The 22,679-nt window shown below is 63.4% G+C and carries 23 protein-coding genes and 1 CRISPR repeat array; of the genes, 8 read left to right on the top strand and 15 right to left on the bottom strand.

From position 1 onward, the window contains the following. The first annotated feature begins 28 nt into the window (after positions 1-28). The gene (gene metF, locus LPW30_RS02275) at positions 29-892 is read left to right on the top strand and encodes a methylenetetrahydrofolate reductase [NAD(P)H] (RefSeq protein WP_025282737.1); all 864 of its coding nucleotides are present in this window, start codon (positions 29-31) and stop codon (positions 890-892) included. Between the two features lie 219 nt (positions 893-1,111). On the opposite strand, the gene typA is transcribed toward metF, so the two are convergent. After that, entirely contained in the window at positions 1,112-2,929 is a 1,818-nt protein-coding gene (gene typA, locus LPW30_RS02270) for a translational GTPase TypA (protein WP_239679965.1), read from the bottom strand. 185 nt (positions 2,930-3,114) lie between these two features. Between typA and LPW30_RS02265 the strand changes: the two genes are divergently transcribed. The 4 genes from LPW30_RS02265 to LPW30_RS02250 all read left to right on the top strand — a co-directional run bounded on the left by LPW30_RS02265 (position 3,115) and on the right by LPW30_RS02250 (position 4,832). Then, a complete protein-coding gene (locus LPW30_RS02265) occupies positions 3,115-3,405 on the top strand; it encodes a type II toxin-antitoxin system TacA family antitoxin (RefSeq protein ID WP_025282739.1) in 291 nt (96 codons plus the stop codon). Next, positions 3,402-3,899, top strand: coding sequence for a GNAT family N-acetyltransferase (locus LPW30_RS02260; protein WP_239679964.1), 498 nt, complete (start codon positions 3,402-3,404; stop codon positions 3,897-3,899). Before LPW30_RS02265 ends, LPW30_RS02260 begins: the two co-directional genes overlap by 4 nt. Positions 3,900-4,053: 154 nt before the next feature. Then, positions 4,054-4,332, top strand: a complete 279-nt coding sequence (locus LPW30_RS02255; RefSeq protein WP_238625497.1) for a type II toxin-antitoxin system TacA family antitoxin — start codon at positions 4,054-4,056, stop codon at positions 4,330-4,332. Then, a complete protein-coding gene (locus LPW30_RS02250; protein ID WP_025282742.1) occupies positions 4,329-4,832 on the top strand; it encodes a GNAT family N-acetyltransferase in 504 nt (167 codons plus the stop codon). The genes LPW30_RS02255 and LPW30_RS02250 overlap by 4 nt, the downstream gene beginning before the upstream one ends. Before the next feature lie 81 nt (positions 4,833-4,913). Here the strand turns inward: LPW30_RS02250 and LPW30_RS02245 are convergent, their stop codons facing one another. From LPW30_RS02245 to cas3, 10 genes are all read right to left on the bottom strand, one after another. Then, on the bottom strand, positions 4,914-5,324 hold the full coding sequence (locus LPW30_RS02245; RefSeq protein ID WP_025282743.1) for a type II toxin-antitoxin system HicB family antitoxin: 411 nt from the start codon (positions 5,322-5,324) through the stop codon (positions 4,914-4,916). 36 nt (positions 5,325-5,360) lie between these two features. Then, positions 5,361-5,543 (bottom strand): type II toxin-antitoxin system HicA family toxin, encoded by a 183-nt coding sequence (locus tag LPW30_RS02240; protein ID WP_025282744.1) that lies wholly within the window; start codon positions 5,541-5,543, stop codon positions 5,361-5,363. A 172-nt stretch (positions 5,544-5,715) separates the two neighbouring features. Beyond that, positions 5,716-8,185: direct repeats of the CRISPR family, unit length 29 nt; unit sequence CGGTTCATCCCCGCGCCTGCGGGGAACGG. Between the two features lie 105 nt (positions 8,186-8,290). Further along, entirely contained in the window at positions 8,291-8,581 is a 291-nt protein-coding gene (gene cas2e, locus LPW30_RS02235; protein WP_420796574.1) for a type I-E CRISPR-associated endoribonuclease Cas2e, read from the bottom strand. A gap of 7 nt (positions 8,582-8,588) precedes the next feature. After that, positions 8,589-9,509 carry a type I-E CRISPR-associated endonuclease Cas1e gene (cas1e, locus tag LPW30_RS02230; protein WP_025280398.1) on the bottom strand — a complete coding sequence of 307 codons (921 nt, stop codon included), beginning with the start codon at positions 9,507-9,509 and terminating at the stop codon, positions 8,589-8,591. A 24-nt stretch (positions 9,510-9,533) separates the two neighbouring features. Beyond that, positions 9,534-10,226 carry a type I-E CRISPR-associated protein Cas6/Cse3/CasE gene (cas6e, locus tag LPW30_RS02225; protein WP_239679963.1) on the bottom strand — a complete coding sequence of 231 codons (693 nt, stop codon included), beginning with the start codon at positions 10,224-10,226 and terminating at the stop codon, positions 9,534-9,536. Continuing rightward, positions 10,226-10,981: a type I-E CRISPR-associated protein Cas5/CasD gene (gene cas5e, locus LPW30_RS02220; protein ID WP_239679962.1), complete on the bottom strand. Its 756-nt coding sequence runs from the start codon at positions 10,979-10,981 to the stop codon at positions 10,226-10,228. Before cas5e ends, cas6e begins: the two co-directional genes overlap by 1 nt. Positions 10,982-10,990: 9 nt before the next feature. Further along, positions 10,991-12,064: a type I-E CRISPR-associated protein Cas7/Cse4/CasC gene (gene cas7e, locus LPW30_RS02215; RefSeq protein WP_239679961.1), complete on the bottom strand. Its 1,074-nt coding sequence runs from the start codon at positions 12,062-12,064 to the stop codon at positions 10,991-10,993. Positions 12,065-12,091: 27 nt separating this feature from the next. Further along, complete coding sequence (gene casB, locus LPW30_RS02210) at positions 12,092-12,748, bottom strand: type I-E CRISPR-associated protein Cse2/CasB (RefSeq protein ID WP_239679960.1); 657 nt, start codon at positions 12,746-12,748, stop codon at positions 12,092-12,094. Beyond that, positions 12,745-14,427 (bottom strand): type I-E CRISPR-associated protein Cse1/CasA, encoded by a 1,683-nt coding sequence (casA, locus tag LPW30_RS02205; protein ID WP_239679959.1) that lies wholly within the window; start codon positions 14,425-14,427, stop codon positions 12,745-12,747. Before casA ends, casB begins: the two co-directional genes overlap by 4 nt. 63 nt (positions 14,428-14,490) lie before the next feature. After that, a complete protein-coding gene (gene cas3, locus LPW30_RS02200) occupies positions 14,491-17,175 on the bottom strand; it encodes a CRISPR-associated helicase Cas3' (protein WP_239679958.1) in 2,685 nt (894 codons plus the stop codon). Between the two features lie 156 nt (positions 17,176-17,331). On the opposite strand from cas3, the gene LPW30_RS02195 reads away from it, so the two are divergent. Further along, positions 17,332-17,691: a cupin domain-containing protein gene (locus LPW30_RS02195; protein ID WP_025280391.1), complete on the top strand. Its 360-nt coding sequence runs from the start codon at positions 17,332-17,334 to the stop codon at positions 17,689-17,691. A gap of 5 nt (positions 17,692-17,696) precedes the next feature. Here LPW30_RS02195 and LPW30_RS02190 read toward each other — a convergent pair whose 3' ends face one another. Then, complete coding sequence (locus tag LPW30_RS02190) at positions 17,697-17,942, bottom strand: YcgL domain-containing protein (RefSeq protein WP_025280390.1); 246 nt, start codon at positions 17,940-17,942, stop codon at positions 17,697-17,699. 2 nt (positions 17,943-17,944) lie between these two features. Next, a complete protein-coding gene (locus tag LPW30_RS02185) occupies positions 17,945-18,712 on the bottom strand; it encodes a hypothetical protein (RefSeq protein WP_239679957.1) in 768 nt (255 codons plus the stop codon). Between the two features lie 133 nt (positions 18,713-18,845). Here LPW30_RS02185 and LPW30_RS02180 point away from each other — a divergent pair, with 133 nt between their 5' ends. Then, a complete protein-coding gene (locus LPW30_RS02180) occupies positions 18,846-19,361 on the top strand; it encodes a GspH/FimT family pseudopilin (RefSeq protein ID WP_025280388.1) in 516 nt (171 codons plus the stop codon). 203 nt (positions 19,362-19,564) lie between these two features. Here LPW30_RS02180 and LPW30_RS02175 read toward each other — a convergent pair whose 3' ends face one another. After that, on the bottom strand, positions 19,565-19,888 hold the full coding sequence (locus LPW30_RS02175) for a high-potential iron-sulfur protein (protein WP_025280387.1): 324 nt from the start codon (positions 19,886-19,888) through the stop codon (positions 19,565-19,567). Positions 19,889-20,134: 246 nt separating this feature from the next. Between LPW30_RS02175 and speA the strand changes: the two genes are divergently transcribed. Further along, positions 20,135-22,015, top strand: coding sequence for a biosynthetic arginine decarboxylase (gene speA / locus LPW30_RS02170; protein WP_025280386.1), 1,881 nt, complete (start codon positions 20,135-20,137; stop codon positions 22,013-22,015). Between the two features lie 72 nt (positions 22,016-22,087). Here the strand turns inward: speA and LPW30_RS02165 are convergent, their stop codons facing one another. Further along, complete coding sequence (locus tag LPW30_RS02165; RefSeq protein ID WP_239679956.1) at positions 22,088-22,654, bottom strand: hypothetical protein; 567 nt, start codon at positions 22,652-22,654, stop codon at positions 22,088-22,090. Positions 22,655-22,679: the final 25 nt, after the last annotated feature.

Here is a 22,679-nt window from a genome sequence, read left to right as displayed (position 1 = left end):
CTTCCCGCACCACATGCGAGGACCTGACATGAAGACCCAGAAACAGCACGAACGCACGTTCAGTTTCGAGTTCTTCCCGCCCAAGAACGACGAGGGCGCGAAGAAACTCAAGGACACCTGGACCGAACTGGCCAAGCTGGAGCCCCGCTTCTTCTCCGTGACCTACGGCGCCGGCGGCTCCACCCAGGCCCGTACCCTGGAAACGGTACTGGACATCCACAAGAACTCCGGTGTGGATGCCGCACCTCACCTGTCCTGCATCGACTCCACCGCCGAACAGATGCGCGGCATCCTGCAGCTCTACAAGGACAATGGACTACGCCATATCGTGGCTCTGCGTGGCGACCTGCCCTCGGGCATGCGCGACCCGGGCGAGTTCCGCTACGCCAATGAGCTGGTGGAGTTCATTCGCAAGGAAACGGGTGATCACTTCACCCTGGAAGTGGCGGCCTACCCGGAGTTCCATCCCCAGGCCCCGAACGCCCTGAAGGACCTGCAGAACTTCAAGCGCAAGGTGGATGCCGGCGCGGACTCGGCCATTACCCAGTATTTCTACTCGGCGGAAGCCTATTTCCGTTTCGTGGAAGACTGCGAAAAGCTGGACATCAACATCCCCATCGTGCCGGGCATCATGCCCATCACCAATTACAAGCAGCTGGCCCGCTTCTCGGACGCCTGCGGCGCCGAGATCCCTCGCTGGATCCGCAAGCGCCTGGAAGCCTTTGGTGAGGATACGGCATCCATCAAGGCCTTCGGGGAAGAGGTGGTCACCGAGATGTGCGACCAGCTGCTCAAGGCCGGCGCACCGGGCCTGCACTTCTACACCATGAACCAGGCCGGCCCCATCAAGGCCATCTGGAAGAACCTGGGGCTGAAGCCCGAGCCTCGGTAAGATTCGGGGACCACACGGCCCTCACCCCAACCCCTCTCCCGCCAGCGGGAGAGGGGCTTTCAACACCCTCCAGGCTCAAAGTCACCCCCTCTCCAGGGGAGAATGGGTCCAGGGGAGAATGGGTCGAGAACGCCCTAAGCTGTTTGACTCCCTTCTCCCCCCCGAGGGGGGGAGAAGGGCCGGGGATGAGGGGAGCAGCGGGCACAGGGCCCTATGGCTTCAGCCCGCTGACCGTGCGGCGCGCTTGCGCTCATGCTCCAGCAGCAGCTTCTTGCGCAGGCGAATGGAAGTCGGGGTCACTTCCACCAGCTCGTCGTCCTCAATGAACTCCAGGGCCTGCTCCAGCGACAGGCGCAGGGGTGGGGTGAGGATGATGTTCTCGTCCGAGCCTGCGGCACGGATGTTGGTGAGCTGCTTGGCCTTGAGCGGGTTCACCACCAGGTCGTTGTCACGGCTGTGGATGCCGATGATCATGCCCTCGTACACCTCCTCGCCGGGGCCGATGAACATGCGACCGCGATCCTGCAGGTTGAACAGCGCAAAGCCCAGGGCCTTGCCGGCGCCGTTGGCGATCAGCACGCCATTGTTGCGGGGTGCCACCGCACCGGGGCGGAAGGGGCCGTAGCTGTCGAACACATGGTGCAGGATGCCGGTGCCGGAGGTGGCGGTGAGGAACTCCGTCTGAAAGCCGATCAGGCCCCGCGAGGGCACGCGATAATCCAGCCGCACCCGGCCCTTGCCGTCCGGGATCATGTCCAGCAGCTCGCCTCGGCGACTACCCAGCTTTTCCATGATGGCGCCCTGGTGCTGCTCTTCCACATCCACGGTAACCATCTCGTAGGGCTCTTCCTTCTCCCCGTCCTTCTCGCGCACGATGACCTCGGGGCGTGACACGCCCAGCTCATAGCCCTCGCGACGCATGTTCTCGATGAGGATGGACAGGTGCAGCTCGCCTCGCCCGGAGACTCGGAACTTGTCCGGGTCGTCCGTTTCTTCCACCCGCAGGGCCACATTGTGCTTCAGCTCCTCCTGCAGGCGGTCACGGATGTTGCGGGAGGTGACGTATTTGCCATCGCGGCCGGCAAACGGAGAGGTGTTCACCTGGAAGGTCATGTTCACCGTGGGCTCATCCACGATGAGCGCCTTGAGAGGCTCAATGGCGGCCGGGTCGCACAGGGTGTCGGAGATGTAGAGCTCGTCCATGCCGGTGAAGGAGATGATGTCACCGGCACTGGCCTCGGGCACTTCCACCCGCTCCAGCCCCTTGAAGCCCAGAATCTGCAGCACGCGGCCATTACGGACATTGCTTTCCCGGTCCATCACCTTCACCGGGGTGTTGGTCTTGATGCGGCCCCGCTTGATGCGGCCGATGCCGATCAGGCCTTGATAGGAGTTGTAGTCCAGGGAGGACACCTGCAGCTGGAAGGGGCCATCCGGGTCCACCGACGGCGGCGGCACCTTATCGACGATGGTCTGGAACAGCGGCGTCATGTCGCCTTCGGTCACATCATGCTCCAGGCCGGCAAAGCCCTTGAGGGCCGAGCAGTACACCACCGGGAAGTCCAGCTGCTCCTCGTCGGCGCCCAGGCGGTCGAACAGATCAAAGATCTGATCCACCACCCAATGGGGCCGGGCACCGGGGCGATCCACCTTGTTGATCACCACGATGGGCTTGAAGCCCATGGCGAAGGCCTTGGCGGTCACGAAACGGGTCTGGGGCATGGGGCCGTCCACCGCGTCCACCAGCAGCAGCACCGAGTCCACCATGGAAAGCACACGCTCCACCTCGCCACCGAAGTCGGCGTGGCCGGGGGTGTCCACCACATTGATACGGTAGCCTTCCCAGTCCAGGGCGGTGTTCTTGGCCAGGATGGTGATCCCACGCTCCTTTTCCAGGGCGTTGGAGTCCATCATGCGTTCCACCACCTGGGCGCGCGCATCGAGGGTACCCGACTGCTGCAGCAATTTGTCCACGAGGGTGGTCTTGCCGTGGTCCACGTGGGCGATGATGGCGATATTGCGAAGCTTGTCGGTCATGGGAAGTTCGGCCTTCCGGCGGGGCGGTCATTGCGGGGGTGGAGATTATACTCCCCATTGCCGGGCGGCGATATGCGCGTCATGGCATCGTGGAGATCGACATCCCCGCCGCCCCATCCAAACTGGAATGCGTTTACCCCTTGTACTAACATTGCGTCAATTGCACTAACGCACGGAGGTCAACCATGACCGCCTCTACCTCTTCAGCGACGCGTTCCGCCCGATTGGGATTGCGCGCCACGCCCGAGCAGGAAGCCGTACTGCGCCGCGCCGCCGACGTGGCGCACAAGTCGCTGACAGATTTCATCCTCGACAGCGCCTGTCAGGCCGCCGAGCAAACTCTGCTCGACCAACGCTTGTTCATGGTCTCGGGAAGCCAGTACCAGGCCCTGATGGATTTGCTGGAACAGCCCGAACAGGCGAACGAAGGACTGCACGACCTGTTCTCACGGAAAGCCCCTTGGGAGAAGGCGTGAGCTTGATCGGCCCAGAGCCGCTCGGGGCACACCACCGACTCGAAGGCTTCGATTGCGGCAAAACGACGCTCAATGACTGGCTGGTGCGCCATGCCCAACAGGCACAAGGCAGCGGCTTGGCCAAGACCTTCGTCGTCAGCGAAGACGACCACGTGGCTGGTTATTTCAGCCTGACCGTCGGCCAGATCGACACGCTCGATGCGCCGGAGCGCATTCGCAAGGGCATGGGACAGTATCCGATCCCCGTCGTGATCCTTGCCCGTCTGGCCGTCCGCCTGCAGGATCAGGGCCGAGGGATCGGCGTCGGACTGTTGCAGGATGCCATCCGCCGCACATTGCTGATTGCCGAGCAGGCCGGCATCCGCGCGATGCTGACCCACCCCATCGGCGAAGATGCGGCGCGGCTCTACACCCGCTTTGGTTTCATCGACTCACCGCTGCGTGAGCAGCAACTCTTGCTGCTGCTCAAGGACGCCCGCCAGTGGGTCGAGTGATCCGCACTGGGTCAAGCATCGAAGCCGTCGACCACCCGCCACAATTAAGACTCTTATAATCAACAGGTTACGCGCAGACAAATCAAAAGGCATTGTCAGGACAATGTCCGGACACCTACAATTGAGGTATCCAGGAGCAGTCCGGAGGGGCACCATGGGCACCCTGAATCTTTCCAAGACTGAACGCATTGACGTTCGTGCGAGCACGCCAGTCAAGCAACTACTGCAGGAAGCCGCACGCGCCTGCCACAAGAATGTCAGCGAGTTCCTGCTCGACGCGGGCGTGACGGCGGCTGCGCAGACACTGGCAGATCGTCGCCAGTTCATACTGGACGATGCGCAGTGGCAGGCGTTCCAGGAGGCGTTGGATCGTCCGGTGCAAAGCAAGCCACGCCTGAAGAAGTTGCTGCGTGAACCCGGGGTGCTCGGTTGAGCAATGGCTACGCCCCCGTTCGCAAGTTGGCCGCAACGGATCAGGTCGATGCCTTTGACTGCGGCCAGGCTGCGCTGAACCAGTTCCTTCAGCGCCACGCGCTCGTCAACCAGAAGGCGAACAGCGCGCAGACCTACGTCTGCTGCCAGGGTGACGTGGTGGTCGGCTTCTACAGCCTCGCCGTAGGCAGCGTCGATCCAGAAGCGGCACCATCAAGGGTGATGAAGGGGCTGGCACGTCACCCAGTGCCGGTCATGATCCTGGCCCGGCTAGCAGTGGACAAGGAGCATCAGCACAAGGGCCTGGGCCAAGCTTTGCTCAAGAATGCCCTGCTGCGCACGGCACAGGCCGCCGACATCGCCGGTATCCGTTGCCTGCTGGTACATACCAAGGATGATGCGGCGCGGTACTGGTACGAATCCTGGGAATTCGAGCCCAGCCCGACCGATCCGTATCACTTATTCCTGATGCTCAAGGATCTCAAGAGCTTGTTGAGCTGATGTGGTTCGGCAATGCATCGTCGAGGATGGCCGCCACAGCATTTCGTCCGGAGTCCTTGTACTCGAGATACCTCGGAAAACTCATTCGGCATTACCCTCCAGCTCATGCAGCGCGGCTCGGGTCAGGAAGGCCGAGCGGCTCTTGATGCCGTGTAGACTCACATATTGATCGATCTGCTTCACCACACGGCCAGGCAGGGTGACGTTGATCTTTTCCGTCTTGCCCAGATAGGGGGTGATATCGATCTCGACCAGCCCCCACCCCCAGCCGGCGAACTCGGGGTTCTGGCGGTGCTTGGTGATATTCCCGGGCATGGGAATCGCCTTCCCCGCCGTGGCGAGCTCCTCCAGCTGGATATGCGCGACCTCGACGGCCATCTCGTAGGCCTGTTCAACAGTATCGCCTGCGGTGATCGCACCGGGAATATCCGGGAACACGATGCCAGTGGCAGTGTGTTCGTCACCCCATTCAATGGCAATGGGATATTGCATTGCTCTCTCCTGCCGAGGTGAAGTCTGTGTGCAGGGCTACTTCAGCCCGGCTTGTTTCCTGATGCTGTTGACGGTGCCGATGGGGAGATCCTTCTTCGGGTGTGGCACAGGAATCGATCCAGACCTGGTTGGATGCTTGAAGATATGATGGCTCCCCTTTATGCGGTCGAGATACCAGCCGTCAGCTTCCAGTGCCTTGATCAGGTCTCTGCTCTGCACCACCTTGCTCCTGCCCCAACACTGCCGTAGAACATACCTCTGGGGTTATATTACGTCAACGAAATGTGAATGCCTGCCTCACTCAGACAACTTATCGATCATCCGCTTGACCCGATCGGTGCATGTCTTCAGATCCACAGCGCATGGATAGCTCAGTTACCAATGAAGGGGGCAAGTCATCCCCGCGCCTGCGGGGAACGGGCGCCCTGAGCGCGGCAATATCAGTATCTGCCCGGTTCATCCCCGCGCCTGCGGGGGACGGGCTCCAATCAATACGGCAGCACAATGCGCACACGGTTCATCCCCGCGCCTGCGGGGAACGGGAGATTCGGCGGCCTCTCGGTCTAGTTTTGTCCGGTTCATCCCCGCGCCTGCGGGAACGGTGCATGCGGGCGACGATGGGGACAGTATCGACCGGTTCATCCCCGCGCCTGCGGGGAACGGGGCTGGAGCCATTCCCGCAACCGTGTCCACCGCGGTTCATCCCCGCGCCTGCGGGGAACGGACCAGCAGAGCGGCGCCAGGGGGCTTGAGGATCGGTTCATCCCCGCGCCTGCGGGGAACGGGGGCTATACAAAAAGCTGTATTTACTGCCCAGCGGTTCATCCCCGCGCCTGCGGGGAACGGTTACCCAGGCGCACCAAGAAGTGCTGGAATGGCGGTTCATCCCCGCGCCTGCGGGGAACGGCCCCCCCCGACCCCTAAAAGCCCCTGACATGACGGTTCATCCCCGCGCCTGCGGGGAACGGGACAAACCGCCCCGCCCGTGCAGTCTGGCCCCCGGTTCATCCCCGCGCCTGCGGGGAACGGGTGCCGCGCTTGGCCCGTTTGTGGTTTGATGCCGGTTCATCCCCGCGCCTGCGGGGAACGGCCGTGATCCGGTTCGTCGGTGGCTCGATGCAGCGGTTCATCCCCGCGCCTGCGGGGAACGGGGTGAGGCACAGGCGGGCCTTTATGCGCTCGCCGGTTCATCCCCGCGCCTGCGGGGAACGGTGATGTGCATTGTCCCGCTTCTTGATTTGCAGCGGTTCATCCCCGCGCCTGCGGGGAACGGCCCCGCCCCCCAGCATTGGCGACGTGCTGGTTCGGTTCATCCCCGCGCCTGCGGGGAACGGCAGATCGGCAAGGTCAATGATGCCCTGGCCAACGGTTCATCCCCGCGCCTGCGGGGAACGGTCGGGGAGATGGACGGCGATCTGTCGTGTCAGCGGTTCATCCCCGCGCCTGCGGGGAACGGCCCGCCATGGCGCTCAAGGGTCATCCGGCAGACGGTTCATCCCCGCGCCTGCGGGGAACGGGATTCGTTCCTGCTGCGGCACGAGCTGCGGGACGGTTCATCCCCGCGCCTGCGGGGAACGGCGTACCGCGTGGGCCGCTATGACCGCCTGGAGCGGTTCATCCCCGCGCCTGCGGGGAACGGTTCCAGTTCACGCAGGAATCGTTCGGCCTGGTCGGTTCATCCCCGCGCCTGCGGGGAACGGACTCATCAAATGACGCCTACGTGGTTGAGGATCGGTTCATCCCCGCGCCTGCGGGGAACGGTGTGGCCACCCGGCATGCCGGCGCTGCCAGGACGGTTCATCCCCGCGCCTGCGGGGAACGGGCCTGGATACTGCGGTACAGCAGATTTACCGGCGGTTCATCCCCGCGCCTGCGGGGAACGGTGGCCAGATCCTGGCGCGCCCTCTCCTCCATCCGGTTCATCCCCGCGCCTGCGGGGAACGGGCCGGAAGTGTCGGCAAACCCACTTCGGGAGGCCGGTTCATCCCCGCGCCTGCGGGGAACGGGCCCAGCGGGTCGGCCACTACCATTGGCAACCCGGTTCATCCCCGCGCCTGCGGGGAACGGGCTGTTGAGGCTCTACCCGCGCATCACGCTGGCGGTTCATCCCCGCGCCTGCGGGGAACGGTGGCGTGAACTCCCTGGGGAGGACTTCAAGTGCGGTTCATCCCCGCGCCTGCGGGGAACGGCTCCAGTGTGGTTCAGTTCCAGGGGGCGCGTTCGGTTCATCCCCGCGCCTGCGGGGAACGGATCCAGTGTGGTTCAGTTCCAGGGGGCGCGTTCGGTTCATCCCCGCGCCTGCGGGGAACGGATCGGAAAATCGGCAGAGTCGGCATGGATTATCGGTTCATCCCCGCGCCTGCGGGGAACGGTGTTGCCCGGTTCGGTGATAACCAGTCGGTAGCGGTTCATCCCCGCGCCTGCGGGGAACGGTGGATCGACCTGATACCCGTTGAAAATTTCCGCGGTTCATCCCCGCGCCTGCGGGGAACGGATCTCCGGGCCCTCGCCGGACAGGGACAGGATCGGTTCATCCCCGCGCCTGCGGGGAACGGTGGTCATGTTTGCGCGTGACAAGTGACGCACCACGGTTCATCCCCGCGCCTGCGGGGAACGGGTCCTGATTGATGACCTACCGCAGAGCAGCACCGGTTCATCCCCGCGCCTGCGGGGAACGGACCTCGTTGAGAAACGCGGTATCGTCGGTCTGCGGTTCATCCCCGCGCCTGCGGGGAACGGGTCGGCCTGCCGATACGCCTCAGCGGCGACATCGGTTCATCCCCGCGCCTGCGGGGAACGGTGTTGACCCTGAACGTCAAGGGCGCGGGTCAACGGTTCATCCCCGCGCCTGCGGGGAACGGCCAATTGTAGCCACTTGTTTACAAAGAAGAAAATCGTTAGCGGGAATTCCACCAACGATTTTGCTTACTTTTCGAACAGACCGAATTGTTAAAGAGCTTGGAAAATCAATCAGTTGACGGAGGTGGCAGAAATTTCACCAACCTTAGCCCATCATGATCGATCGCCTCACGTCGGTTGGCGCCATAGGTCTGGAACTCGAAACCGGATTCATGGTTGCTGGCCCATGCCATGGCAACGTTGCCATCCTCGGCCAGGGCATCGACCTGCTCCCAGATCATCTCGCGTACGCGCTTGCTGACATCGCCAACATAGACGCCAGCGCGAATCTCCAGCAACCACACTGCCAGCCGGCCGCGCAGGCGCGGCGGCACCGCCTCGGTTACCACCACCAGCATCGCCATATCATTTGCTCCGGTGTCCCTGGTCGCCGATGGATTCCGGCTCGGGAATCGCCGGTGGCATGGCCTCGGGTGCCGGAGGCGGCGGATCTATCTCGCCGGCCGCCAGCACCTCCTCGATCATCGGAATCAGGCGCTGCAGCAGTTTTGTCTGCTTGAAGGCATCACGGCAGGCAATGCGCACCTCGCGTTCAGGGGCCACCGGATTCATTTTCGCAACCCGAAAGGCCGCCGGAACCACTGTCTCGAATTTCACGATATCCGCGATATCGTAGACGAAGCTCTGGGGCTTTCCGGTATGCAGGAAACCGATCGCCGGCGCATACCCCGCTGCAAGGATCGCCGCCTCGGTGATGCCATACAGGCAAGCCGTTGCAGAAGACAGGCACTGATTGGCCACGTCCGAGGTATCCCACTGATTCGGGTCGTAGTGCCTTCCATGCCATTTGACGCCATACTGCTTGGCCAGCAGTTGATAGGTCTTGCGGACCCGGGCGCCCTCCATGCCCCGGAGTTGATCCACGCTACGCCGCGAGGGCGGAGGCTCACCAAAACGCAGCTCGAACATCTTGCGCACTACCTTCAAGCGCAGCTGCTCATCCAGCGCCAACTGCGCCTGATAGAGCAGCCTGTCAGAGCGTGCCCCACCAGGCTGACCGGCGCTGTAGAGGCGAACCCCTGCATCGCCGACCCAGATCAGCAGGGTCCCGACGACCGATGCCAGTTTGACGGCAGCATGGGAGATTCGCGTGCCGGGCTCCAGCAACAGGCAGGCCACCGAACCTACCGGAATATGCATGCGCTCGCCGTTCACCTCATCGATGACGACAAAGGCTCCGTCACGCACATCGATCTGCCCCTTGCGAATGAAGATCATCGACATGCGGTCTTTCTCGGGGATGGGTTTGAGCGGAATGTATCCCATCTCGGCCTCCTTACCGGGTGACAATCAGGGACGGCGCAATAGCAGCAACCCGCAGCCGAAGGCCTTGGCTCGCCCGATGCCCTGGGTCAGCGTTTCGATCAATCGACCCGGGTCAGAGACCTCCAGCAGGCCTTCATAGTCGACGCTGGAAAAGCGGATGGATCGACCTTTTTCCTTGGGCAAGGCATGCTGGCGATAGGCGCCCACTTCAGGTTCCGCCGGCAACCGAAATCCCCAGGATTCGGCGCGCTCTGCCAGCCACCCACGCGCGGCATGATCCATCGCCTCAGTGCAGGCCTGGCTGGTCCGAGCCTTGCCAGCCTCAAAGGGGTACTTGGCCGCCATCAAGACATCGGCACGCCGCCCCCGCTCACCTGCCGCCGACTTAGCCACGGTAGGGTTGGCCCGCAGGCGAAAAGCGAGTTGATCACCAACTTCCAGTGCCGGCGAAAACCGCTTGCACTGCGCCTGGAGCAAGCCAGAAACCGGCACCGGCTCGCGATCGGACAGCACATAAAACAACGGCAAACCTCGCGGTGCTCCACCGCCCTCGGGCTCTTCCATTTCCTGGCGGAACAGGAACGGCCGTGGGCCTTGGTGATCCGGGAATAACCGCCAGAGCAGTTGATGGGCGCCATAGGCCCCGCCCCCCATGATTTCGAACAAGGTCCCCCGAGAGAGGCCGTTGAGATCGACAACTACACGAGAAAGGTACATCAGCGCTCCTCCCTTGCCCGCACCACACGGCGGTATTCCACCCGCGGCCCGAACTGCCAACGGCGGCGATTCAATGGCATATCCCAGACCTCGCTGGACTCCACGCCCTGGCCATTGGCGTCCAGGGCATCGGCGGCGCCTTCCCAGGCATAGAGCGCGCTTTCCGGCAATCTCAGGGCCCTGCTCTCGTCACCCTCACTCTTTCCGCATAGCGGAGGAAAGCCTGCATCCAGAACATCTTGCAGCAGGGCGGATACTTCCCGACGTGGTGCCAGTGGAGCCGCCGCTGGGCACGACTTGCGCCCCAGGTAGAGCGGGAAATGCGGTGCCTTGAGTGCCTGCTCCAGTTGTTCGAGCGTCAGCTCTGCCTGCGGTGTCAACCAGACGGCAACCGTCCAGAGCCCGTCGCAGCGGTAATCACGGCTGGAGAGGATGGTATTGATGACCCTGCGGGGTGCGCTCAATTCGTCCCGCCGGGTGCGGTAGGTCACCTTGGCTTGCGACGCCGGCACCTGCACGGTGTGGTAATCGCGCATCAAGCTGCCGGGCGAGCGCTGCTTGATGGCGATAGCGACACTGTCGCGCAGTTGGCGTTGACCCTCATCATCATCCCGACGCACCCCCAACGCTGCGCCGAGTAGCCCGATGATGGCGCTTCGCCCCGGATAAGTGGCTGTAGGGCGTGACTCGCCCACCGCCGCCTCGCCCCAGCTTGCGAGCGGCGCATAGAGCCGAAAGACCAGATACTCCGTCATGACGGCTCCTTACTGCTCGATGGAGAGAAAATCGATCAGTTCAGGGAGGTTCCCCATGGCCACTTTTCCAGACAGGCATGGCTCCCGGTAGTCGGGGTCGGCGGCCACGACGAAGCGTTGCTCCGCACCTGGCCCATAGGCATCGTCGAAGGCCTGCGCCTGGCGCTCCAGACGTGTAATGGCATCCCGCGCCTGGTCCTGTCCCGAGATAGGGCGAAGAAAGGCGGCCGAGAGCGAACGCGGCTGCTGGTCGCCCTTCTCGGCCAGCACATAGCTGGCGTGAGCGCGGGAGCCAAAGCTGTTCTGCTTGCCCTTCGGCGAGGTCTTCACGGCAGCTTCCACGAGGGCCGCAATGGCACGATCCGACAGGGCATCATCCCCCTTGAGATTCTCTATCAGCTGCCGCCGATCGATACACACATAGCTGTAAAACAGGCCCGCACCAAAACCCGCCTCTCCCACGTGAGCTGCACCTCGATGGTCGTCACCGGCATTCAGATCGTCCACGGCCGTGAAGTAGTCGTCCTCCACCTCGGCGGCATGCACGGTGATCGCGTGGGCGACCTGGCAGGCTGCATCGACGTTGAAGGCCGGGGATGCCGCCAGCATGCGGCCAAACAGTGCAATATCCACGGCGGACGGCTTATGGCGGAGCAGGTCGAGATCCTCCTGCTCCGGCGCGCGATTCTCATCGGCCAGCTTTTCGACCAGGGCATCGACGGCGGCCTGTTCCTCGGGGCCAACGTGGACCAGCTGGCTGGTTTCCAGTTCGCCCTTGGCCACATCGCCGAAGACCTTGGCGATGTCCGTTGCCCAGGCGCGGGCGTCTTTCTCCTTAACGCCCTTTTCCTGCAGGCGCTTTTCCGCCTCGATACCCACGCGCTTGGTGCGCATGCCACGATGCTGCCCTACCGCCTCCTCGAATACTGCCGAGGTGCGCCAGGTGCGCTTCAGGCTCTGAGATGACACTCGCAGTCGCTTGGCACCGCCCATGATGGCGGTCTTGGGTCGCCCCAGGTCGTCACGGTTGAGGTTCGCCGGCGGATAGGCGGTCAACAGATGCAGTTGGATGAAGTGGCTCATTACTTGGCTCCCTGTGTGGTGAACGGATCACTCGTTGTCTTGTCGATAGCCGGCCGTGGCGCCGAAATAGTCATTGGCCCACACAAACCCCAGACGCCGGGTAGGTTGGGGCGATGCTCCGCCCTGATATTCACGCCACCAGAGCGCGATGTTGTCGGCGAGATGCACAATGCTGACACCACGCTTGTCGATCAGCGCCAGGGCACGGCGCAGGCGTTGCACCAGTTCCTCCGGCGTGCCCGCGGTCATCAGCTGCTGGAAGCGCAGCTCGCTCATGTAGGGCTTACCGGTTTCACGTTTCTGCCGACCGAGACCGGCGCCAAGCGGCATCCTGGGCTGTTCCTCGCGAAGCTCAGCCACGACCAGGGCGATACAGGTCCAGACCTGCAAGCGCTGATCACGCTGGTGTTCGGGCTGTTCGTCCTGTGCCGGCAACCAGCGCCACAGGTGGCGGAAAGCCTCTGTGAGCATGGCCGCCTCAATGGTGTCGCAACGTCGCAATGCCGCCCGCATCCCTTTGGGCCAGGGAGGGGCGTCGGTATGGGCCTTCAACGCCTCGGCGGAAAGCGTCAAGCGCTGCCACCAGCGCCGCAAGGCATCGGCTTCTCGACGTTCGATGGCATACAGCCGCTCGGGCACGCGCGGCGGCGCCTCTGCTGCGGGTGCGAGTTCCGTTTCACTCATGACACGCTCTCTTCGGTAGTTGCCGGTTTGGCGCTCAATACGAAGCCACCGGTCTCGGCAAATTGACGAATGACCTTGCTGCCCTTGCTGCGCCCGGCCAGAAAACTCAGCAGCTGACGCCTTGCCGCCGTCGCCCGCTGCAGGTCGACGGCCTCCAGCGCACCACTCAGCGCTTGCTCCTCGAATAGGGCCAAGGCTTCATGTTTCAGCGTGAGGTACCACGCCTCACCCACCCGGGAAGGCAGGCGTGGGGTGTCATCGACGTCCGTTAGCGCCTGCTGGAAAGCGTGCAATGCATGAAAGAAGGCACCCTGGGTGGCGTCATAGAACTGCAGGTCGATATGGCTCATATCGCCCTTGGCATCGGAAGGGCGGGCGAACCAGGCATTCTTGACCTGGGTGCGCACCATCCAGGCCACCTGGCGGGCCAATTCAGTGTACTGTTGCACCCAGGTACGCAGTCTTTCCTGCTGGGCAGGGGGCACGGCCACCAGCGGCATCTCGACGCTGTACCAGCCGCGCGGCTTCATGTTGTCCATGTCGTGGCCGAACGCCCACAAGCGGGCATGCTTGAGCAGGGCGACGATCTCTTCGCCGAAGCGGCGCTCTTCGTCGACGACCGGCACCTTGCCGGCGATGTAATCCTGCACCACCAGAGCCGGTAGCGCGCCGCTGGTATCGGCATCGTGCAATACCAGGTTCGACCAGTGCTGATAACCCAAGCCGCCCGGCTGCCCCTTGGTGGACAGAGGAGGCTCTGAAGGTTTCCTGGGATCACGGCGGTAAGGGGTCAGCGGGTGCAGCCAGGGCCCGTCGTAGTTGGTGCCTTGCTTCTTGGCGCGGATCTGACGTACGGCGCGTGTGGTTTCTCGTCCGCAGATGTCGCAGCGACACGACTCATCCTCGAAAAGCAACCGGAAGCGACGGGGCATCGACCAGTAGGGATGCAGCGGATGCATGCCATCGGGCAACACTTCCGTGCCTTTCTTGTCGCTGACCCGGGTCGGTGCCATCCACAGGAACAAGGTGTCGTCATCGGCGCGCGGCGCCTTCCATGTCTGCCCGGATCGCGTCAGCGCCTTGGGCGTCAGCACGTTCAACCACAGGCGAGACCACAGGCTGGCATCGGGCAATTCGGGCAGCACCAGCGTCGTCAGCGGCCCGCCTCCCCTCAGGCCGACGCGAATGCCTGCCCCACCGGCCGGTGCATTGATTTGCATGGTGAACAACGCCAACGCCGAGCAGTCTTCGCACATCGCATCGACACGCCCGCGCTTCACGAAGAAGTCGGTATTGTTCTTGACGCCGTTCGCCCCGGGGGAGTCGATCAACAGGCCGCTGACTGTGGTTTCCTTGACGTCCTTGAGTGGATCGAGGTCCTGCATGAACCGCGCTCTCTCGCCATCCAGCTCGAAGGCTGTGTTGAAAGGCGCAAAGACCCTTTCCAATTCAGCGATACTCGGCGGCTCGATAAAACGATCCAGCCACTCGCCGTGATCCTGCGGTGGCAGCGCGGTCTGCAAGAGGCCAATCAGGAACTGATGGGCGGCCCCCTGGAAATCGGCCCGGTGCAAAGCGAGGTCAATCACCTCCGGGTCGGCCACCGCGCTGGGCGCACGGTAGGTGGTGGTTCCATCCCGAGTACGAAAAGGCAGCCAACATGCCGTTAATAGATTCATCGCCGCTCCTTGCATCTCGAAAACTCAGAAGGTTGAAAGCAAATCTTTGGCTCGTTCCCCGCGTCAGCGGGGATTCCCGTCCTTTGAAAACACCACGCCCCATCCACCGTCATAAGTGCAAGCAGTATCGGCTTCCACCAGCCACGGCTGGGTAAAGCACAGCGCCTTGGATTGCTCTTGAAGGGCCTCCCACTGGGGCTGGCAGTCGCAGGACAAGCCCGCCAGTTTTTCAGCCTGGCTCTGGCGCAGCTTGACCTGGCTGAGCATGTCGGCGTGACGCTGCCCCTCTGCCCAGAGCGTCAGCTCGCCATCTTCACGATGCTTGAGCAAAACAACGTTGACCGTCGGCTCATCGACCAGGCGCGTCCCGATCTCCTGCTCCTCCTGCCATTGATCAAATTCCGGATGACGAAGGTAGCCCTGCTCCAGCGCCAGGGCGTTAAAACCCGCCATGGAGACCGCATGGCGCCTCATGCCATGCTGCTCGAAACGCGCATCCAGCAGACCATCCGGCACCAGGTCCGCAACCGACCCGTAGACGCTCTCGATCAGGGTCCGCGCCTCATCGGGCATACGGATTGCCCCGAGCTCGCGCAACACGCGCTGCGTCAGCCACAATAGAGAGGTATCGCGATAGACCGCCTGAGTGCCCGGCAAGGTACGCTTCAGCCACTGGGCATCCGGCGTGTCGCTCCATTCCGGTGCAAGAATGGCGAGCAAGGGTTGACGACGCGGGCCACGTGTATGGCGCTGAAGACGCCCGGCCCGCTGAATCAGCAGGTCGATCGGTGCGAGATCACTGACCATGTAGTCAACATCACAATCCAGTGATTCCTGGAAGACCTGCGTACTGATCAGCACCTGGCCGCGTCGCTGATCAGGGTTGGATGCCTTGCCCAGCCGCCCGATCACATCCGACTCAATTCGCTGACGGTCTGTCATCGCGAAACGGCTGTGGAAGAGCAAGCAGCGCTCTGGGTCAGGATGGCTCGCGCGCAGTTGCTCGAAGGCCCGAATGGCGTCATCCACGGTGTTGCGTACCCAGGCAACGCACTCCCCTGCCTCCACCGCCGCCATCACCGTCTCGAACGCCTGCTCCTCGGTTGTCAGCCAATGGACACCCACCTCGCGCGCCACCTCGGGACGCGTGGACAGCGGGACTTCCCGCACCGAGTCATGATCGATCCGGGTCAACAGCGGGAACGCCTGTTCCCGCATCGAGGCCGGGGGCTGCCCCAACCCATGGCGCCACGCCACAGCCAGCTCCTCGCGCATGCCGTGCGGCAGGGTGGCCGTAAGCAGGATGGCACTCCCGCCCTGACGGGCGTGATGGGTCAGCAACTGCTGCAAAAGGGTCTGCATGTAATGGTCATAGGCATGCACCTCATCAACAATCAGCACCTTGCGCGCCAGGCCATAGAGGCGGAGCGACTGATGCCGAAACGGCAACAGCCCCATCAGTGCCTGATCGATGGTGCCGACCCCCACATCGGCCAACAGAGACTTCTTGCGCGAATCGGCCAACCAGCGATTGCAATATGTCGTCGCCGTGATGTCATCGGCGGCGTAATCCTGGTCTTCAGGCTGCTCGGAAGCCACGGAATTCACGAAGGTATCGTTCAGATCGCGGGCGCCATGAGCCAGCACGAAGGAAGGGCGAGACTTCGCGGCATAGAAACGTTGATGCAGGTTCCCCAGTCGCTGGTACATGGCATTGGAGGTCGCCATGGTCGGCAGGGCGAAGTACAACCCCTCGCCATGTCCCGCCGCGAGAAGACGCTGGGCAAGAATGCAGGCCGCCTCTGTCTTGCCGGAACCAGTCACATCCTCAAGGATGAAGAGCTGGGGACCGTCCCCGATAGTCAGGGTTTCTGCTTTGCGCTGCAGTGGGGTTGGCGTCACCGACTCGCCGCCGAACCAATGGGACAGGCCGGTATAGGCCACCGGCTTGGGAGGATCGGCAAAGCCGGACTGTTGGAGCGATAGCTGAGCGCGTTTGAGGGCCAGTGGCCAGTAATCATCCAGTGGCATCTCATCCTGGCGATACTCGAAATGATCTCGATTCGAGCCCAGCCAGTCGCTTAACGTGGCCCAACCAGCGATGGTCCAACTCAGTGCGAGAAAGGCTTCCCGCCATTCCGGTGAGACAAGGTGCTGAACCGGCCAGTCGGGATCGAGCAGTGTGGCCCAGTCCGCGACAAACTGTCGCGCAGCCTCACAATCTGATGCACTGTAGTCATCACCGAAGAAGTCTGCCAGCTCAAGCCGACCCGCCCCGACGGGCTGGCCGTGATGTCCGAACATCGGTGCCAGCACGGCGCGAAGGGTCTCGCTGAGTTGCTGGCGTGTCTTGCGGTGGAGGTCGCAGTCCGGCCAACGCAGCGTGCCGTCCCGCAGCCACTCGATCCAGGACGCCTGCCACAGCAATGCGCCCAGACGATCGTGTCGTTCGGTATAGGCCAGTCGCTCTATCGGAGGCACCAGTTCGCCGCCTTGCGGCCGCGCCACACCCTGAAAGGCTCGCGCAAACTTACCTAGATCATGCAGCCCCAAGAGAAATACCAGGAATCGACGCAGACCTTCAGACGGCAAATCGAGCCGCGCCGCCAGCAACCGGGTCAGTGGTCGCTCGGGAGCCAACAAAAGCCAGCCCACGGCTGCCACATCCAGACTGTGATAGGGCAGAAGATGGCAGCTATCGCCGCCGTCCGCCGGTTGTGCCTTTCCCCAGTAGAGGTAATACGACATTCCTGTCTCTCCGAATGGCAGTCACGCCCTTCAATCCAAAGCCCAACTTGCAATGCAAGTGTCGGCATCAGGCATCATACTGACTAAAATAAGGCTTTGCTCAGGAATCAGGCAATGGCCGCTCTTGAATGGGAAGCAGCTGAGAGGATTCGACAGATGAAAACCCGATATGAGGACATCGCCGCCTACGACACCAAGGATGGTTCGGAGATCCGTGAACTCATGCATCCCCGGCTGCACGGTGACGGGGCACAGAGCCTGGCGGAGGCGTTGGTGCACGTAGGTGCTTGCACCACCCTGCATCGCCACCCGATCACGGAGGAGATCTATCACTTCACTCAGGGCGAGGGGATGATGCAGATGGGGCAGGAGGAATTTCCAGTGACTACCGGTGACACCGTGCGTATCGAGCCGGGCACCGCCCACCGGGTGCGCAACACCGGCAACATTCCCATGCGCATCCTCTGCGCCTGTACGCCGGCCTATAGCCATGAAGACACGGAACTGCTGGAGTAAAACGGCTACGCCGGCCGATCGTTCTCCGGCGGCATCTGCAGATGAAAGCCCTGGTTTTTCAGATTGGCGAGCACCTGCGAGGGATCTTCCCGAGCCAGTCGGCGATCAGGACTGAGAACGAACTCCAGTGCGAACTCCGGCGTGCCAAAAACATTCAGCAAGGCTTGAGGGATGTTGGAGAAATCGTCCTTGGCGGGCAGATAGACGTAGGTGTCCTGCCGCCGCGAGCTGCGATAAACGTAGCACTGCATCATCATTCCTCAGTGGTTTGCAGTTCTTCAAAGATCACTTCGGGTTCCGGCAACTCTTCCACGGGATCGGGACGGGGCTGTACCCGCGGCGAAGCACCCTCCACATCCCAGACTTCCATGCGCCGTACATCGTCGCGACGATATTCAAAGGCCACATGACCGCCCTGCACCACCTGCTGGACAAATAGCGAGCGGCCGGTCACGGCAATGAGATTGCCCTCGCGCACCGCGCCTCCAGCCAGGGTGAGGCGCACACGCTCACCCTCCAGTTCACCCCATTCGGCAGCGATGGCCTCCCGGTAGGCACGCTGCACACGCTGGCCATCCGGAGCCAGCCGAAAACTCTCCGCTGGTGGCAGTGGTCTGGCCGTGGAGGGACCAAAGGGGTCGAACTCAATGATCTCCAGGGGCTCGCCGGTCTCTTCCTCGATCTGTCGCACCAGGGCCTGGTTGGGCAATTCCTCATCCCAGGGGCGGGTCACCGGCATCTGAATATCCAGGCCGATGTCATGCTGGGCCAGTTTTTCCTCAACGGTGCGGTCTGCACCGCCATACAGGGCGGCAGCCACCACCACCAGGCCCATCAAGCTGACGATGAAGCCCAGCCGGGCCCGCCGCAAGTGCAACAGCACGAAGGCCAGCGAGACGCCGGGCACCAGGTTGATCACCCCCCAGAGGAATTCCCGGCGAAACCCGGCCACCACCACGAGGGCGTAGCCCAGAAGCGTGAGCGCTGCGCCTAACAGCAGGGCACCATCCTCCACTGTCATGTACCTACCCTCATGATGGCCGGGGAATTGACAAGGCCCAGAGTATAGCGCGACTGCGTTGCAGTCCGCTCACGCCGGGGTTAGCCTCTCAAACTCAAGAAAACAGTCATTGCAACCTCAAGGAGAGAGGCCCATGCCCAGGGAACATGGCATCACACTCGTGGAACTGCTGGTCACACTCGCGGTGGCCGTCATACTCGCCACCATCGCGCTGCCCGGCTTTGCCGGCCTGCTGCAGGAGCAGCGGCTGATCACCGCCACCAACGATTTCATGGCAAGCCTGCGCCTGGCCCGGTCCGAAGCCGTGCAACGGGGCGAAGGTGTGCTGATCTGCCCCTCGGCGGATGGCAGCCACTGCCAGGAAGATGGTTATACGGTGGGCTGGATCGTGCGTGTGGCGCCTGAGTATCCGGCAGACATTTCCGAACCTGGCGAGGTATTACGGGTGTACGGTGGTCCACCGGCTGCCGTGAGCATCGAGGCGAACGGCACCATGAGCCGGTACATAGCCTATCGGCCGGACGGGCAAACCCGGCAGATCAACGGTGGCTTGCAGATGGGCACGGTGTCCTTGTGTCACGGCGACAAGGGGCGGCGGATCATCATCAGTCGCACCGGCCGGGCTCGGGTTGAAGGTGTGGAATGCTGAGAGGGGCCATGCCCGCCGCCACTCGCGGCCGGGGGCCGCTCCCACGGGAGTTATCCTGAGGCCAGGAGTCTGGAGCCATGGCCCGCCCGCCCTGTGGGAGCGGGCCTGCCCGCGAATGGGATTGGCGGCGAGGTTGGGTGCTGTACCCGCCGCCATTCTCGGCCGGGGGCCGCTCCCACCCGCGGGGCTTTGTTGGCTGTGAATCAGCCCACCCAGGCGCTGCACCAGCCGCCGGCGGCCACCAGCTTGCCAGGGAAGACGGCGCAGGGACCCCAGTCCTCGGCGGTGGGGTCGGTCCAAAGATCACAGTTATCACAGACCTGACCCTCCTCATAGGAGGGGTGGTCGGCATTGGCGGCATCGTGGACATAGTCCAGGGCCTGCGCCTCGGCGGAGTCCTCATCCAGACGCTCCATGGCCTTGGCTTGGGTGCTCCAGCCCAGGCCGGCCACAGGCACGGCCAGCAGGCCATAGGCGCCAAACTTCAGGAAACCACGGCGGCTCACGGTGTGGTCACGATCTTTCATGTCTCTCCTCCTGCACAATGCTTGAGTTGATGAACCTGAAAATCGATGCCCGCCCGGGCGCGTGGCCTGTGAGTCCTCGGTCATCCTGTGTCGCATCTCCCTGCGCGACCACGGTGTGTCGCTGGACGTGACAATCGAAGTCACCCTATCGAATCGGGTATTTCGCTGCAACTCGCGCACGATGGGGATATCCCTCCCCTCACCTGCGTTATCATGGCCCCCGCATAAAGACCTGAAGAATTCCCCATGACAGACTGGACCACGGAATCCGCCCGCCAGACCTACAATATCGATCACTGGAATGGCGGCTATTTCCATATCAATGACCAGGGGCGGGTAGTCGTCAGGCCGCCGGCCCATGCCGGACACCCCGGCGTGGACCTGTACGACCTGGTGGCCCGGGTGAAGCCCATGAACATCGACGTGCCGGTGCTGGTGCGTTTCCCCGACATCCTCACCGACCGGGTGGAACGTCTCACCCAGGCCTTCCGGCAGGCCTTCGAGGAGAGCGAGTATCCCGGGCGCTACACCGCCGTCTATCCCATCAAGGTGAACCAGCAGCGCAGCGTGGTGGAACGCATCCTCACCTATGGTGTGGACAAGGTGGGCCTGGAGGCGGGCAGCAAGCCGGAACTGATGGCGGTGCTGGCCCTGTCGCGCCCGGGCGGCGTGATCGTGTGCAATGGCTACAAGGACCGGGAATACCTGCGCCTGGCCATGATCGGCCAGATGCTGGGGCATCGGGTGTACATCGTCATCGAAAAGCCCTCGGAACTGAAGGGCGTGATCGCCGCCGCCCGGGATCTGGGCGTGAAGCCCTGCCTGGGCATGCGCGTGCGCCTGGCCTCGGTGGGCAAGGGCAAGTGGCAGAACACCGGGGGCGAGAAGGCCAAGTTCGGTCTCTCCTCGGCCCAGGCCCTGCACCTGCTGGAGCAACTGCGGGCCCACGACATGCTGGACTGCATGCAGCTGCTGCATTTCCACATGGGCTCGCAGATCGCCAACATCCGCGACATCCAGGCGGGCATGTTCGAGGCCTCGCGCTTCTTCGCCGAGCTGCACCGACTGGGAGCCCCTATCCAGGTGGTGGACGTGGGCGGGGGCCTGGGCGTGGACTACGAGGGCACCCGATCGCGCAACCTGTGCTCCATCAACTACAGCCTGCAGGATTACGCCAGCAGCGTGGTGCGCATCCTGGCCAACACCTGCCGGGAGTACGACCTGCCCCATCCGGAGATCTTCACCGAGTCCGGCCGGGCCACCACGGCGCACCATGCGGTGCTCATCACCGATGTGATCGACACTGAGCGCCCCCCGGTGGCCGCCGACATCCAGCCCCCGGACGAGGATGCCCCGGCGGTGCTGCTGGACATGTGGCGCCTGTTCGAGCAGGCCGACGACAATGCCCCCACCGAGGTCTTCCACAACATGCTGGACTGGCTGGGGGAGGTGCGCTCCATGTTCACCCACGGCCTGCTGGATCTGGAGCACCGGGCCCTGGCCGAGCAGATCTACTTCGCCACCTGCCGGCGCCTGCTGGCGACCAGAGCGGACCGCCTGCCCCGGGACATCGGCGATGAACTCAATGAGAAGCTGTCGGACAAGTATTTCTGCAACTTCTCCGTGTTCCAGTCCATCCCTGATGCCTGGGCCATCGACCAGATCTTCCCCATCATGCCCCTGCACCGGCTGGACGAACGGCCCACCCGGCGGGCCGTACTGCAGGACCTGACCTGCGATTCCGACGGGCATGTGGATCGCTACGTGGACGGCGAGACCACGGCACCCAGCCTGCCTCTGCATGAACTGCGCGAGCATGAGCATTATCTGCTGGGCATCTTCATGGTGGGGGCCTACCAGGAGATCCTGGGGGATCTGCACAACCTGTTCGGCGACACCGACGCCATCAACGTGGTGCTCAAGGACGACGGGGGCTACGAGGTGGTGGAGCCGGAACAGGGGGACACGGTGGCCGAGCTGCTGCGCTACGTGCACTACGACACGGAACTGCTGGCGGGGGCCTACCGGCAGAAGGTGGTGGATTCCGGCCTGGATCGTGCCCGCCAGGAGCAGATCCTGGGCGAGCTGGATCATGGCCTGTCGGGCTATACCTACCTGGAGGAATGAGGTGCCGCAAACAGATGCGGGCCGTCGAGTGACGGCCCGCATGGGGGGTACGCTCACAGCGCGAGGATCAGATCACTCCGGATCCGCGGGCGGCATTTGCAGGCCACCCTCCCCGTCATCATCGGGGGGTGTGCCCATGCCACCGCCCGAGGGTGCGGGGGGTTCACCCATGCCCCCACCGGGCTGACCACCCGGCGCCGGCGGCGGTGCGCCCGCGCCACCACCAGCCGGCGGCTCGGGCGGTTGCCCCATGCCTCCGCCGGGCTGCCCGCCCGGGGGTGGTGCGGCACCACCCTGAGGTGCCCCGGCACCGTCACCCGGCGGCGGGGGCTCGGCACCCCCTGGAGGCGGAGCGGCGCCGCCGCCGGGGGGCGGGGCAGGCTGTGTGCCCCCGGGTGGGGGAGCGGCCTCACCACCCGGGGGAGGCACTGGTTGCCCGCCACCGGGCGGAGGGGCCGCCCCACCGGGGGGCTCCATGCCACCCCCTGGGGGCGGGCTGTCCGCACCCGGGGTGCCAAAGCCACCACCCGGCGGCTGCCGTTCCATCGCGTCACGATCCGAGGGTTCGAAACCCTGTCCGGCCATCACTGCCAACGGCACCACCGCCAGCAGGGCCAGACCTTTCGCTGAATGTTTCATGGCTGACCTCCCAACGTCGCGGTGA

Source organism: Ectothiorhodospira variabilis (assembly GCF_022227625.1).
GTDB lineage: Bacteria > Pseudomonadota > Gammaproteobacteria > Ectothiorhodospirales > Ectothiorhodospiraceae > Ectothiorhodospira > Ectothiorhodospira haloalkaliphila.
This window is presented reverse-complemented; position numbering and strand designations above follow the sequence as displayed.